The following is a 17694-nucleotide window of genomic DNA, read 5'->3' as shown; positions in this document are numbered from 1 at the left end:
AACATTCCCCCTTTTTAGGTAATAGGAAAGCTACTATATAATTATTTCGCTTTGCTGTTTTTTGTTGATTTCGAAACATATTTATAGTTCCTTCATCCGTGATTTATTCTAGTTACCGTTTATCGTCGATTGTTTTCACAGGGGAATGAGTGGGGGTTTGTTGCGTGAATAGATTAAGGAAGTATTTAGCAAAGTATGATCTTTTTTGTACGCTATTAATTGTAGTTTTTTTTCTTACCATCATTCCCTCAGCCTTTGCACAGACCTATACAACCGCTGTTCCACCTCCACTGTTAGCACTTTCAAACGAGACCATTATTTTTCTCGAAAGTCCTGACCACAAGCCGCTGTATGTGACTATTCAGGTTGATCTGGAGGATGAATTAGACAATGAATATATTTTTCAACTTCTTGATGTAGTGGAAGAACATGAATGGCGTGTTCCGGTGTATGTTACTGGAGAGTTTGCCTCACGTCATCCAGACACTGTACGCGAAGTGTATGCACGAGGACATAAAATTGCTGTTGGCGGTTGGCAAAAGGGAGAGGATCTTACCTTGTTTGATTATCCTACCCAGCGTGAACGCATTAATCGTTCGCTCATGGCTATTGAAGATGCGCTTGGTGTTCAGCTTCCGTATCGAGAATTTAGGCCACAACAGTTTCAACAGAATAGGGATACCTTTAAGGCCCTTCAAGATCTTGATTTTCAAATGAATACAGGCTTCATTGCTACAACAGACAGTTACCGTTTTCCTTATTACACTGATTATAATTTCTTGATTATGCCTATCTCAACCATTCAAACGAATAATCGTGAAGTGCCCTTAGTTGATACCTATTTTTTTCCTCAGAATGAAACCAACAATGTTACTTGTCAGGTATGTTTATTTTCTCCACCCGATGAATTATATTTAGGATTAAAGGGAAGCCTAAAAGGTCCATTTGAGACCTCCTCTTTTGGATTTCAAGCACACTCGTCTACTGCGCAAGAATATCTTACGTTGCTCAAGAAACGTTATGATGAGATAACGATGTGGGAACATTATTTCTTTGTTGTTGTTCATCCATCAATCATAGCTGGCGATACTGAACGCTTTACGGTGTTTAAAGAATTTCTTGATTACATCGAAGAAAAAGGAGGTACAGGAACACGGGGACTACAGTTAACGCTTGGAGGCTGGCGATGTGATACCTCTAAAAACAGCGATAATCCTATTATTGACGGATATTATATTTCAGGATTTGATGCAAATGGACCAGAAAGTGCTTTTCCTAGCGAAACGGTAAGTATTCATCTTCAATATTATGGAATGGTTTCCTGCCCTGCGTATTATTTCACGGTTTTTGGAAAATATGAGAGTGATATAGATTGGCATTATCTTGGAAGAGCTTCTATGTCTGGCACGGGTCAGCGTTATTTTGATATAAACGTGGTTATTCCCGAACCTACTAACAATGATCATAATTTCACTATTCTTGCAACGGGAAGGGCATGTTCTGGAACTTGCTGGCCCCAACCTACTAGTTTTGAGGTAAGTGATTCATTCTTGATAGTAATAAATTCGTCAGCATTTATTTCACTCAATGCTAAGCCTTCTCAGGTATCTATTAATAGTACCAGTACCATTGTTGCGCAATTAAAAGATCTACATGGTGCTCAAATTGCAAAGCCCGGTGTAATGGTAACATTTGCAGAAATAACTTCTCCGGAACCTCTTGGCATACTTTTACCACAGAAAGCAATCACTGATGAAAATGGTAGTGCAAGAGCATCATTTCTTTCCATGACTCAAGAAGGTATTGCACATATGGAAAGTTCAGCAAGTGAGTATGCTCCTGCACAAACTTCAGTACAGATTACTCGTCATAAACCAAAGATTACTGCAGTAAAATCACGCTATACAGGAGCATTTATGTATGCCGTCAGTGCCATCAATAATTTTGATACATATGTAGAGTGGACACAGCAAGATGCAGCACCCCTTCGTATTGAATATACGCTTAACGGAGTAACTATTTCCCAACCTGCTCGTCTCGGCAGTCCTCTTCCTTTAGGAGACTATGCAGCTACCCAAAGTTATGACACCGGGCTTGATCTTGTCTTGGGTGAGAACTGGCTAGAAGTGGTTGCTACTGAAATCATTGATGGAGAAGAAGTACGTTCAGAGCCTTATGTCTCCATGGTCTATACGACAGGTGTTCATACATGGTTAATGACCTACTCACCAACACCAGCATTTTATCCTCCCTTTACACTTTATGATAATGGTCTTATCTTTGAGTTCTTCCACATGCAGTTTCCTGATCCAGCAGTTGATGTAGCATTTGACGTTCCCGAGCAGATTCCGATTATTGGTGGGGCATATGGATTGAAGCTGGACGTAGAGGGTAAGGCTGCATACAACACTTTAGGATTAGGGCTTGTAGAGGGAGGAGGAACGGTTTCAGTAGATGTTGGTGGAACAAGTCCAAAACGGGAAATGGGCATTGACATCATGGCCTCAGGTGAGTTAAACCTCAGCCCTCAAATTTACCTTGATGAATTAGGAATTGACGTTACTGGTTGGACTTCGTTTGAATATCCATGGAATTGGTGGATTGCAGAATTTGCTGTTATTATTCAGCCAGAGCTTGGGGGCGGAGCAGTATGGGGTGCATCAGGTCCTGATATGCCACTTGACTTTAAGTCTGGAGAAGTTCATACAGGTTCTTCTGTTGAAGGGGTTGCTCGTGTTGGTACTGAAGGTCTTGCACAAGTTGAAGGAGGATTGGGAGGAAAACCCTCAGGAACTTTCCAGTTTTGCAATGGGTGTGATTATCTAAAAGAATTTCTTGCTGAACTATGGGTAAGGGCTAAAGTAACCTATATGTGGGTGAGTGAGGAAATGCGCTGGGTATGGTCATGGAAGTATCCAGAAACACTTGCTGGCTTTTTTTATGACAGTGATGTGAGTGCATGGACTCCACTCCAACGAGAATATATCCATCATGATTACTCTTTATTCAGGGCAACTGAGCTGAAAACGATTACTGACACTTCTGGCTCGACAACTGAAACAAGTATTATCGAAAACATATTTCCCTATGCAAACCCATCCTTTGCAGTAAGTAGGAATGACTCAAAACTCCTGGTCTGGGTTTATGATGATCCTGCAAAAAATCTCTCCCAGAGCTTTGAATTACAGTATTCCTCGTGGAATGGTCTTTCATGGAGTAATGCCTCTTTTATAACTAATAACACTATTACTGATGTTGGACCAGTTGTCAGCTTTGATCAAAATGGTAAAGGAATTGCTGTATGGACCGTTATTGCTAACGAAAATCTGCCTGTTAACATAACACCTACTGAAACCTTCCCGTACTTAGAAATTTATTATGCCCTCTTTGATCCTACAACCCTACAATGGAGTGAACCGAGTGCTTTAACGCAGAACAATGTCCTTGATTTTCTTCCTTCTCTTGCGTCTGACACTGAGGGAAATCTCATGCTTCTGTGGATACAAGACACCGATAATAACATTAGTCTTATCGGAGAAGATATTCCTTTTGTTGAAGATGTTTACGCTACATTTTGGAATGGATTCAACTGGACAACACCAAGCCTAGCTCTCCATGGCATCGGTATAGATGCTCGACCAAGCTTTGGGTTTAATGGAACTGATGCTTTGCTTGTTTGGTCTCAAGACACGGATGGAAATCTTACTAGTCAGCAGGACAGAGAACTTTTCTTTGCAAGTTACAAAAAAACATGGTCATTGCCCCGTCAATTAACCGTTAATAATTATGAGGATGTAATGCCTGTTGTTTTCTATGATACGAAAAACAATGCAGATGTTCTTTGGGCAATAAATGAGCTTAATCTTACCACCAATGCAACGATCCAACGGCTTTTCTTCACTCAGTACCAAGGTCAGTATGACAACTGGTCAATGCCACAACAAATAACTACGTTTTCTACAGGAATAAATGAACTTCGTGTTGCTCCAGATCGAGGAGATCGTTTTGTGGCAATGTGGGAAAGCCTTTCTGAGCAAGGACTAGACCTTTTTTACTCTGTCTATGATCCACGCTATAATTACTGGAGCACTCAGAAACAGCTAACTCATGATCATGAGATTGAATCTGCAATGACTTTAGGAATTGATTCTGCTGGTATGATATGGACATCCTATCTCAAAACAAACATTACTATCGTCAATGAAACCTTCGAGGGAACCAATATCACGCTTCCCATGCCACATTTTAATGCAAGCCATCTCTATGTTCTTAACCATGAACGGTATACTGATGTTGGTATTCTGGATGAGGGTCTACGTTCTTCAAACGAAAATCCAGAGCTCGGAGAGACAGTTTCTTTTAATGCAACCATTACCAATCTTGGTGATCTTCTTGTAGAAAATATTAGTGTGGCATTCTTTGATAATATGACTCTTTTAGAAGAAAAAAACATCAGTATGTTGCAAGCAGGAGTGAACATCACTCTTTCTCTTGACTGGACCATACCACTTCTCAACGCGTCGCATCTTCTTCGTTTTGTTGTCGATCCATATGATAGTATCATTGAGCAAAATGAATCCAATAATGAACAAAACACCTTTATTATCCTTCCAGATCTTGTTCTATCCTCAATTCACGTGACGTATTTGGAGAATCAGACAATTAATGTAAGCGCAAAAATAGAAAATATAGGAACAATTACTGCATCCCCGGTTATTGTCCGTTTCTATGATAGCAACATAAGTGATGATCACCTCATTGCAGAAAATAACCTTCCTTCGCTTGATGCTAACCACTCTACAACTATCTCGGTTCTATGGAATGTATCATCACTGAATGAAAGCCTCCGAACCGTCTATGGTGTTATTGATCCTTTGGCAACATTGCAAGAATTAAATCAAAACAATAACCAAGCGAGAGGTGTCAGTAAAGTTTTTGCTGATCTTGTTGTAACATCAGAAGACATACTCTTTGCGAATACTGCTGAAGGAAATCAGACCATAACCCTTTCTCTGCTGAACAAGGGTAATGCTCTTGCCCGCGATATCAGTATCTTGGTCTATGATACGTATGAGATCTCGGAGAGTTCTTTGGCACAGGGTTCTTCAGGAGTAGATTCTTTAGTGGCAGACTCTTTAAGTAAAACTAGTGCTGACGGTACTCTTGGTACAGAAACACGACTTCTTTTGAATACAACCCTTTCCTCATTGATGGTTAATAACAACACGCCAATTTCATTCTCCTGGATTACAACAAAGGGAATGCATCAGATTACTACAATACTTGATGAAGACAACAGACTTTTGGAGATTGATGAGGGTAATAATGTTGCTACCACCACCGTAGTCATTGTTCAAGGCATGAACATATCAGGTATTCGATTAATAGACAACGACCGAGATAATCTCTCTAATTATCTTGCTACTGATGTTTTGGTAAACATAAGTGAGCCAATGAATTATACCCTTGTGGGAAGTTTATTCAAAGATCAACAACATATTGCTGACGCATCAGCAGTTGTATATCTTGACCAAGGCATCCGTAATGTCACCCTATACTTTAATGGTTATACCTTTTGGCAGTATTCTCTAAACGGCCCCTATACCTTGCGTAACTTTCGTCTCTTTGATCAAAATGGTGTTCTAGTTAGCCGAGAAACAAGTCCTGCAGTAACTTCTGCATATAACTACACGGCATTCCAACGGCCTCCTGCATTTTTTATAGGAAATTACCAGGACTATGGATTAGATAGTGATGGAGATCTTCTGTACAATGTCCTTATTGTAAAAACTGGAATCAACGTAACCAAAGCAGGAAATTATACCCTTACTGGTATCTTGTATGATCAAAAGGGGAAGTATCTCACAAGTGGAGCGAACTCTTCATTCTTACCTCGAGGAATATATGGTCTGAGTTTGCAATTTGATGGTATGTTACTTTCTGCTGCCGCTGGTTCTGGATCATTCAACCTTACTCGTCTTGTTCTTTCAATTCCAGAAGAAATCGATAATGAAGACCAGCCATATCAAACAAGGATATATAATATTACCAGTTTCCAAGCAGGAGGTAATCTCAGCGGTATTGTTTTTGATGAAAATAATGTGCCCATACCGAATGCTACACTTCGTGCTTTGGGAAGAACGTCACAATCAGTAACTTCTGATGAGAATGGACTCTTTACCTTATCGAATCTTCTTAATGGAACGTACACCCTTATTGCTCTTCCTCCCGAAGGAAGTAATTTCTTGTCAGTATCAAATCAAACGATGATATCCCTTCGTTCCATAACGTATCTCAACATCTCCTTACCTTCAGGTGGGATGGTTCGAGGTATGGTTCGAGCCCTTAATGGAAGCCCTGTTGTTGCAGCACGTATCCAAATGGCTGGATCAAACTCTTATTCAGTAGTAAGCACACAAGATGGAACTTATAACTTCACTGGAGTTATTCCAGGAGCATATACCATTGATATTATTCCTCCGGTTCAGACTCCCCTTAAGAATAGCGCTGGATACATTACCGTCGCTGAGGATCAAGTTACCTTGGTTGATTCAGTGCTCGAATATGCTGCTATTATTGCAGGCAGAGTAATCAACCAATCCGGTGGAGGTGTTTCAGATGAATTAGTGTATCTTTCAGGATTTGAAACGCCATTTTATGCTACGGATGAAAATGGTGATTACGCTGTTCCCATGCTTGATTCAGGAACGTATACCGTTAATATTGATGATCCCACTGACTGGAACATGGTCGTCAATGGGGTATATGCGGGAACAGGCAGAAGCATTAATGTTGAAGCATCTATTAATGGCACAACATGGGTTGATTTTACTAAGACAACTGATTTTGATTACATTGATCTTACCCTTACACCGTCAGATATTTTCTTTTCAAATGAGACTCCACGAGAGGGTTTACCTTTGTGGGTTACAGCAACGATTCACAATACAGGCACATCGAATGTTTCTTCTGTACCTGTTGGCCTTTTCAAGGGAGACCCTTCATTGAATATTTCAATAGGTGCGGGAACTCTCGAGTTAATTCCTGCACAGGGAGAGGTTAATTTATCTATTATCGTACAACCCAGCCTCCCTAACGGGACAAGCCAAGTGTATGTGTCTGTTGACCCTGATAACCGCATCAATGAGATCAATGAAACCAATAATGTTGCTCGTCGTTTGATTAATGTTTCTGAAGATCTTCCTCCAGTGTTCATAAATCCCTCATTTTCTCCCGAAAATGGCTCGTGGGATGATACCTATACCTTTACCGTTAATGTAACCGATCCAGAGGCTGATAATGTCCAAGTCTTGCTCCAGATCTTTGCAAACCAGTGGTGGCAGAATATAAGTACATTGACCTGTAGAGCCTGTGGTCAAATGCAGGAACTTACCTTTTCTCCATCCTTTACACCAGTAGAAAGAAACCAGTCCCTCAAGTTCCGCTTTTTCTATAGTGACGAGGTTCGTAGTCAAAATTACTCCAGTGGTGTTATCAATAGTGGTTACTTCCCTTCAAAGCCTGGATTAGATGGCCCTCAAATAAATGATGAGGACAATCAGCTTGGTATTGTTGAAGGTGCAGGAGCAACTTATGGCAGCTCATTTTATTCGTGGTCTAATCAATTATACACGCTTGTTCAAGAGGGAGATGAATTCTTCGTAACTGCTTCAGATTCAATAAATCGCATTGCTGTTTATGATTACTTGAGTGAACAGTGGTTCTATTATCGTTTGAATGCTACCTCATTGAGAGGAGAGCGAACATCCATTACCCTACCTTTACAAGCGCATATGAACCATTTCGTCCAGATCCAGGTTTTTTATGAAACGCTTCAGCGGAGTTTCCATATGGTCAAGACGACCAAGGAAGGTGGGATGGTAGAGGGAGCTTATGGAGGGTATGGAAATGCATTTACTTCATGGGATACAACTGCGCAGACGCTCTTTCTTCCTGGAGAGCGGTTGTATGTTGTTGCTGATAGTGTTGTCAATAAACTCGGGATATACAATTATGCCAATGATCAGTGGTATTATGCTGACCTTATTAACATTGGTGATGCCGGTGCAGGTGCAAACGCTACCTACTTACCTCGGGGAAAAGCTATTGAGATCACTTCCTATCTAGTAGGTCTTACTGATCACTTTGTTCAGATTAAAGTTCTTCAGGATGATGTTGAAACAAATTTCCATATGATCAAAAAATCTCAGCAAGGCGGTATCGTAGAAGGTGCAGAGGGATCTCAACAAGGGGGTTCATTCTCGCTTTGGTCAACTGCACTCTATACTGTGCCTCTTGTCGGTGATACACTGTACGTAACTCCGAATAGCACGGTAAATACGCTTGAGATTTACGACTACGGATATGATCGTGCTTATACCTATTCATTAAATGAGACCACAAAGCGTGGTATGAGTCTTGATGTAACCCCTTTTCTTGAGAATCATACGACTCACCTCATAAAAATCCGTGCGCTCAGAGATGGTGCTGCTCGCATGTTCCACATGGTTAAAAAATCACCGAATGGGGGTATGGTTGAAGGTGGTTATGCAAACACTGATGCTTCATTTGGTTCTTGGTCTTCCGACTTAATTACCTTTTTTGGAAAGGATGAACGTCTGCTTTTAGCTCCTGATGAATCTATCAATCTGCTTCAGATCTATGACTACAGTGACGATCAATGGTATAGTTACACGCTCTCTAATACATATCCTGCTTACCAGATTATGGACATTACCTCTTATCTCTTAGACCACGAAAATCATCTCATAACCATACAAACCTATTTTGGTGCAAGCAAAAAGAATTATCATCTTATTAAGCGAGTTCCTTTGTTGCAACAGGCCTCTAATGAAACGTCCATTCTCCAGAATGCATCTGTCTTTCCAAGTTCTGGATCTTGGAATGATGACTATACCTACACGGTTGAGGCAATTCCTCATGCAGAAGGTATGAATCTCAGCCTCCAAATTCTGACTAATAATCAATGGCAACAGGTAGCAACTCAGTTCACTCGTGGAGGAATAGTTAGTTTTAATCACACCTTCACTCCTGTTGATCGAAATCAAACAACACAGTATCGTTTCTTGTTTTCTGAAAATGATAGCCAAGGTTATTATCTTAGTCTTGATGGCACTCTTGGTCCTTACATTGATAACAGTAGCTATGGGAGAGGTATCGTTGAGGGAGGAGGAGCAAGCTATGGCAGTTCATTTTACACCTGGGATGATGATCTCTACACTGCTATTCAGACAAATGACCGTATCTTTATTGTTGCCAGTGAACCTATTGACACCCTGGAAGTATATGATTATTATTATGATAATACCTCTACTTATCAACTAGGTAGGATTTACCAAAAAGGGATGGAGATTGATATTACACCTTTCCTTCAACATCACCTTGATGATTTCCTCAGGCTTCGTGTGATGTTTCAAAGCAGTGTCAAGCTTTTCCATATGCTTAAAGAGACTGAAACAGGTGCAATCCAAGAAGGAGGATATCCCGGTTACGGTGGATCCTTTACTAACTGGCAGGGGTATGCTTACACTATGGTATTGCCAGACGACCGTCTGTATGTTGCACCGAAAGCTGACATTAACAAGGTTGGTGTATATAATCTCAGTAGTGGCCAATGGAGATATTACTTCCTTGGTGAAACTGCATCTGCACAACGATTAGTGGAAATCTCCAAAACCTTACGAGAGTATGAAAATGCATTGGTCCAGATCCAAGTGTATGATGATAATAACCAAAAAGATTTCCATTTGATCAAGAGAAACAATCAGGGAGGAATCATTGAAGGTGCTGATGGCAACCAACCGGGGAGTTCATTCTACTCATGGTATACCTACCTGTATACAACCCCACAAAAAGGAGATCAAGTTTACATTGCAGGACCGGATCCTATTGACAGAATTAAAATTCTCGATTATATCACTAATGTTTGGGAAGAGTTCCGTCTGAACAGAACCTATGGACCTGGTGAAGTCATTGATATCAGTAAAGCCTCAGAGCTTTATGCTAATCGTTTCGTTCAAATTAAGGCAGCTCAGTTCTCAACCGATCGTAACTTCCATATGATTAAAGTAAGTCCGGCTGGAGGCATTGTTGAAGGCGCTTACCCTGATGATAGTGGATCATTTTCTCGATACAGTACTGATTTCTCCACCCTCTTGCGAGAAGATGAGAGAATCCTTATTACACCGAATGACTTTATTGACCGAGTGTACCTGTATGATTACTCCTCGAATCAATGGTACAACTATAGTCTTCTAAATGTTTATCCGAAATATGCATTAGTGGATATAACAGAAATAATTAGAGAACATACACAGCATTTTATACGGCTTCAGGTGTTCTATCAGCGTAGTCAAAAGAGTTATCATCTGATTAAAGTAAACACCAAAATGCAGAATTCTTCCTTGCCAGATTTAACCATTGATGCTGATCTTCAATTTTCAAATCCGGATCTCCTTATTGGTGAGTCAACGGTTATCAGAGCAAGAGTTCGTAACTCCGGTCAGGGAGATGCTCCTTATGTTAGAGTCCGTGCCCATGACGGAAGTATGGAAAATGGAACGATCATTGGTACCGTAATAATCACCAAGCTACGTCCAGGAGAAGAGGTCTCTGTTCCTATAGCTTGGTCTAATGTCTCGTTAGGAAATCATAACATTACTGTCTTTGCTGATCCCTTATATGAAATTACTGAAAAAAATGAAAGTAATAATCAAGTTACCACGCTGTTTTCAATTCTTCCTGATGTTTCGCTAAAAGCAAGGGACATTCAGGGAATGTTCTTGCTCCAAAGGATAGTAACATTGCATGAGATCTCGGGCCGTGATTTGCTTGACTATCCAGTAGCTGTTTCTTTGGATACAGCAACCCTTGTAAGTAGGGATGTCCTACGTCAAGATTGTGGTGATCTACGAATAGCGACTATGGAAGGCCAGCCATTAAGCTATTGGCTTGAGTCAGGATGTAATACCAATAATACTCGTCTTTGGTTTAAAATCCCTCGCCTCTCTGCCAACAGTACCTTGACCGTTGCTCTCTCATACGGGAATAATTCGGCAACTGGTCAAAGTAATGGAAAAGATGTTTTTGATATCTTTGAGAATTGGGAAGAAGGCCCGATTAATACAAGCTATTGGACATTGGGAGGAAGTGTCTCACCCTATTGGAGAAAATACAGCTCCACCAAATATGAAGGAAATTTCTCCTCAGGGAATAATGATATTGCTGATAGACAAATTTCATGGATTGAGAAGCAGTTGAATCTTTCCCTGCCTGCATCTCTTGTCTTTTATTGGTCAGTTTCTTCTGAACAGAACCAAGATTTCCTCTATTATTGTGTGCAGAATATCTCATGCAGTCGAATAGGTGGCTATGAAGAGCGCATTTCAGGAACAGTTTCGTGGACAAAGGTGAGCAAGGGCCTGACTGAAGGACTAAAAACTCTGAGATTTGCCTACGAGAAAAATGCAAATACAACAGCAGGATCTGACACGGGCTGGATTGATGCTTTGGTTGTGAGAAAGTATGCACTGGTTGAACCAGAGCTGATACTCGGGCCTGAGCTGATTGTACCAGGAACTGGTGTGCTTTTGGCTACTGTTGCGAACAATGGCGGAGATACTGCCTATAACCTCTCACTTGACTTTTATGATGGTACTCCTGAGAATGGAACATTGATCGGAAGGAGCATAGTTGAGGAACTTGATAGCGAACCTTGGTTTAAGAGCAACACTGATTTGGATAGGGATGGAAATAGCGAACTTATTTTAGGCAGCTATGCGAATGGGATTACGATTATAGATCCGGTGAATAAGACAACATTGTGGAGCTATAATCCAGGTAATTGGTGTAATGCACTTGCACTTGGTGATGTTAATAGTAATGGGAATCCTGAACTTATTTTCTCCTGTGGAGGTACGAGTACCTTTTATGTTTTCAGATACCCTGGAGCTTATCCTTTAGTAAATATGTTTAATGCAACCGTGGATAGACTAAGTTCGGAAGGAGGAATTACCATCGGCGATGTCGATAATGATGGGATTGCTGAAATGATCATTGCTGATCAAGGACCAAGCCCTGATGAAATTGAAATCTGGGGATGGAATGGAAGTACCTTTATCCGGGAATCCACATTCATAGCAGAAGATACAGAGAACATTCATTCGCTTGCTGTTGAAGACGTCGATAATGATGGAACCATGGAGATTATCTTTAATGAATATCGTGATACTAATGCAAAGCTTCAGGTGTATGGGTATGATCATGGAGTCTATGTGCGAGAATGGGTAAGCGAAGATCTTGGCGGATATCTTCAGGGAATTGCCCTTGGTGATACTGATAATGATGGGAACATTGAAATATGGACAGGAGATCGTGATCATTACGCTGAAAATAACAAAGGTGCAGTGTTTGTCTATCAATACATTTCCGCAGGATACTACCGTCAAGAATGGATGAGTCTGCCAGGTGAAAATGGATTTAGTCGACATCTCTCTCCAACAAGCATTGCTGATTGGGATGGAGATGGAAAAGACGAGATAGCAATTGGATCTTCTCGTGCTTTGGATGAAGATGGGCATGTGTGGGTTTACGAATCTGATGGTAATGATGGCTATGTTCTTGAAAGAGACATTAAACTGCCATCTTTAGAGGAAAATCCTACGTCTCCTCTTTTTGGAGATTATGACAATGATGGCGATAGTGAATTGATGATTGGGGACAAATCAGGATGGATCTACATCTACGATTCCGAAGGAAATCTTGAGTGGTCAAATGGTGATTATGGTCAAGATGTTGGTGGATGGAGTGGCGATGCTGCTCTTATCACCGGAGCATTAGATCCACGATCCCAACAGCAAAGTTTACGTAAAGTTGCTTCTCTTCCATGGAACAACAGTGAGGGACTACATGAGATCTCTGTGGTTCTTGATTCGTTGAACATTATTGAAGAAAAAAGTGAAGTCAACAATAGGGCCAGTCAGGAATTTGCGGTAAATCTCCTTTCTGATCTTTTGATCAGTAATACTGATGTTTCATTTTCAACTCCAGAACCTGTACAGGGACAGCTTGTAACCATCAATATTACCATCCACAATAAAGGATCAGCAAGTTTATCCAATGTGCCTGTTCTGGTGTATGATCTCCCCAATATTCCGAATGGATCATCGTCGCTTCTTGGAGAACTTGTCGTTCCACTACTTTCGCCAAACAGCTCACAAACAGTGATCCTTCCACCTTCAGGACAATATCTCAACAACTGGACATTGGTTTCTGGAAATCACACCATCATTGTTGTTCTTGATCCACTGAACACATTTACTGAACAAAATGAGACCAACAATCGTGCGTCTCCATTACTTCCGGTTCAGATAAATGAAAAACCATCCTTTGTAAACTCACAAGTAACTCCGCCTTCTGGCTCATGGAACAATCAGTATCTTTATCAGACACGAGTGATGGATAGAGAGGGAGGAGATGTTTACCTCACGTTAGAAGTATACGCTAATGGGATGTGGAGAAATACCAGTAGTCTGCTTTGCTCTTGGTGTACCGATCGAAATATCACGTTTGCCTATAATTTCACTGCTGTTGACCTGAATCAAACAACACGTTATCGATTCTTCTATACGGAAATCTGGAATAATCTTACGGTTCAGCAGGGATATTATCCATCACAGATCGGACTTGAAGGCGTTGTCCTTGATAACACTCCTTATGGTTTAGGCATTGTTGAAGGTGCAGGAGCAGGTTATGGCAGTTCCTTCTATTCATGGTCAAACACCTTGTATACGGTTGTTGAGCAGGGAGATGAATTTATCATAGCAGCTAGTGATACGGTTAATCTCATTCAAGTGTATGACATGGTTGATGATCTCTCCTATTCATACATGCTTAATCAGACCTATGCTGCTGGTACAGAAATTGACATTACTGGTGCTCTCCAAAATCATCAGGACCACCTCGTTACCATCCAAGCGTTTTATGATACCACCTACAGAAATTTCCATATGATCAAACAAACCAAGAGTGGTGATTTCATTGAGGGCGGCTATGCTGCCTATGGCAGTTCCTTTAGCTTATGGTCTTCCTATATGTTTACCTTCTTCAGAAACGGAGAACGATTGGCTATTGCGCCTGACAGTACAGTTACGAGAATTGGCGTCTATGATTATAATGATGAATATTGGCAGTATTATGATCTCCCAACAAGCATTCCCCGTGGTATGCTTCGTGACATCACGCCACTACTAGCGGCATATGAAAACAAGTTTATCCAGATCAAAGCCTTGAATGGAGCTACTGAACGTAATTTCCATCTGGTAAAAAGAACTACTGAAGGAGGTATTGTTGAAGGCGCTGATGGCAACCAGCCAGGAAGTTCATTCTATTCATGGTCAAGTATATTATATACCGTCGCCCAACAAGGAGAGCGCTATTTCGTTACTCCGGATAATTTCTTTAATAATATACGGGTGTATGATTATGTTACGGGCAATGAACGTCAATTTAATATTACCAGACAAGAAGCATACGCAGCAGTTGATATAACTCCTTATCTCGCTTCTTTTAGTAACCGTCTCGTGAGTATTAGTCTTTATCAGTATGATACATGGCGTAATTTCCACATGGTCAAATATTCTCCTCAGGGTGGAATAGAAGAAGGTGCTTACCCAAGTGGCGATGGCCCGTTCAATAGTTGGAGTTCGGATATGTATACTCTTTTTAGGACAAACGAGCGCATTCTTGTTGCTCCAGACAGAACAACAAACATGGTCCAGATCTTTAATTACCGTACGAATACCTGGTTTAATTATTCCTTACGAAACGATTATCCTGCTGCAAAGCTTATTGACATCACTAATTTCATTGCTGAACAAAAAGGATCATTCATATTGTTGAATATCTATGATGGTACACAGAAGAACAATTTCCATCTCGTGAAAACAACAATAGCTAATCCTTCTTTGCGTTTGCCGCCGGTATTTTTGAATGCTTCAGTAACGCCTTTGCAAGGAGGGTGGGGTGATGAATTTACTTATGAACTAACTGTTGCAGAACAAGAGAGGCCTTTTACCTTATCGCTCCAAATTTTAACCAATGGTTGGTGGAAAACAGTTGCTACACAAAACATAGATTCTCCAGCTCAGGTTACATTTACTTATTTACCAACAGTAACTGATAGAAATCAAACACTAGCATATCGCTTTTATTACGATGATGAAAACACGCAAGGGTATTTCCCCTCTGAAGCTGGGTTAGAAGGCCCAGCAATTGATGCGCAAAGCTATGGCCTCGGTATTGTTGAAGGAGCAGGAGCAGGTTATGGCAGTTCCTTCTATTCATGGTCCAACAACTTGTATACGGTTCTCCAACCCAATGATGAACTGACTATTGCCGCTGATAACTACTTTAATACACTTACCGTTTATGATTACAGCGATGATCAATCCTACACCTATCCTCTTGGTCAGAATTATCATGGAGGAACTGCTGTTGAACTTACTCGCTTGAGTAATCTTTCTCGATATGATAATCATCTTATTCAGCTCAATGTTTATTTCAATAATATTCCACGAAATTTCCATCTCGTTAAAAAAACAGCAAGTGGCGACTTTATTGAAGGTGGGTATGCTAGCTATGGCAGTTCCTTTAGCTTATGGTCTTCCTATATGTTTACCTTCTTCAGAAACGGAGAACGATTGGCCATTGCACCTGACAGTATGGTTACTAGAATTGGCGTCTATGATTATGATGATGAATATTGGCAGTATTATGATCTCCCAACAAGCATTCCTCGTGGCATGCTTCGTGACATTACCCCTTTGCTTGCGGCATATGAAAATAAGTTTATTCAGATCAAAGCCTTGAATGGTGCTACTGAACGTAATTTCCATCTGGTGAAACGAACTGCTGAAGGAGGCATTGTTGAAGGTGCTGATGGTAACCAGCCAGGAAGTTCATTCTATTCCTGGTCAAGTTCATTGTATACGGTTCCACAGATAGGAGAAAGCTATGTTGTTGCCGCAGAAAAACAATTTAATAACATACGGATTTATGACTACAATGGAGGATTTGAAAAAAGGATTAACATCAGTAGACAGAATGCTTATGATACCTTTGACATCACCCCTTATCTTGATGCGTTTACCAATCACCTTGTTCAGATAAGCCTTTATCAGTATGATGTGCTCCGAAATTTCCACTTAGTAAAATATTCCCCTGACGGTGGTATTGAAGAAGGCGCTTACCCCAGTGCAGATGGTCCTTTTAATAGTTGGGGCTCAGAGATGTACACTTTCTTTGGAGAGAATGAGCGACTCTTAATTACTCCAATAGAAGAAGTAACCAATCTTGTGGTCTATGATTATGCAACTGAAAGTGCCACGAGTTATGATACACAAAATGTGTATCCGGCAAATCTTCAGCAAGATATTACTTATCTCTTAAGTAATCACATCAACCATTTCATCAAGCTCCAGCTTTATTACTATAACACACAGAAAAGCTACCACCTTATTAAGACCTCGTTCCGTAATCGAGCTCCAGTCTTAGATCCTCTTGGAAATCAATCTCTTGTTGAGGGAGAAACTCTTTTCCTTGCGCTTCATGCAATTGATGCTGATAATGATCCCCTTGTCTTTGGGACTGACGCTGCTGAAGTACTTCCCAGTGATGTTAGCTTTAATGCTATAACTGGCGAATTCAGCTGGACTCCAACAAGTAATGACTCTGGTGTCTATGTTGTTACCTTTAATGTCACTGATGGGACAGCAACTGATCAAGAAGTTATCAGTATTACTGTTGTTGATATGACCCAAAATAGCCCACCGTACCTCCAACCACTCTCCTCGATTACCATTAATGAAACCCAACAAGTAATGATACAAGTGAATGCTACTGATCCAGAGAATGATACCCTTTCTTTTATGATCAATGATAGCCGCTTTGTACAACAGGACAATGTCTTTACTTGGAATACCAGTTATGATGATGCAGGGAATTATACCTTTTTAATTACCGTAAGTGATGGTGAATTCATGGTGAGTGAACTGGTGAATGTAACCGTGCTTGATCTCCCTCTGGTTTATATTGTTGATAATAAAGATCCTGGATTTGTTATTGTTGCTGGCGCATGGAATCTTATTACGATTACGAATGCTTATGCAGGAAATACTCGCTATAATGATGCAGGAACAGGGCTAGAGAAAGCAGCATGGCTTGTTGATGATCTTGTTCCTCCCGCAACCTATGATGTCTATGTTTGGAAATTTGAGCATCAATATCTTGGTCTTATGGCTAAGAATGCGCACTACCAAATCTATCATCGAAATGGTGTTTCTCCATGGATCATCCGTAATCTCTCTACACTAGGAAATGAATGGATCTACCTTGGCCAATATGAATTTGATAATAGCCAAACTGAGGGAGTACTCGTTAGCGATGAGGCCAATGGTTATGTCCTTGCCGATGCTGTTCAATTGATCTATGTCAAGTCATTAAGTAGCTTAGAAAGCTCTTCACAACCTTTACTGGATCCAACCCTTTCCTATCCGGATAATGAAGATCCTCTGCTGAGCTTTGGTTCAGTCCGTGAAGAAAACAAAGAAAAGAGTGAAGAAGAAAACGAGTCAGTGGTAAGCCCTAGCTAAAATAAACGGTTGAATTCTCTCTTAT

Annotated in this window: 1 protein-coding gene; it reads left to right on the top strand. The window is 40.7% G+C overall.

Translation table 11 applies throughout. The features are described 5' to 3' along the window. Nucleotides 1-164 precede the first annotated feature (164 nt). A complete protein-coding gene (locus tag HYW21_08920) occupies nt 165-17669 on the top strand; it encodes a DUF2341 domain-containing protein (GenBank protein MBI2549442.1) in 17505 nt (5834 codons plus the stop codon). Nucleotides 17670-17694 lie beyond the last annotated feature (25 nt).

This window comes from Candidatus Woesearchaeota archaeon, from assembly GCA_016187565.1.
In the GTDB taxonomy this organism is placed as follows: Archaea; Nanobdellota; Nanobdellia; order Woesearchaeales; family JACPJR01; genus JACPJR01.
The sequence above is the reverse complement of the archived record's forward strand: the minus strand, read 5'-3'. Positions and strand labels throughout refer to the sequence as shown.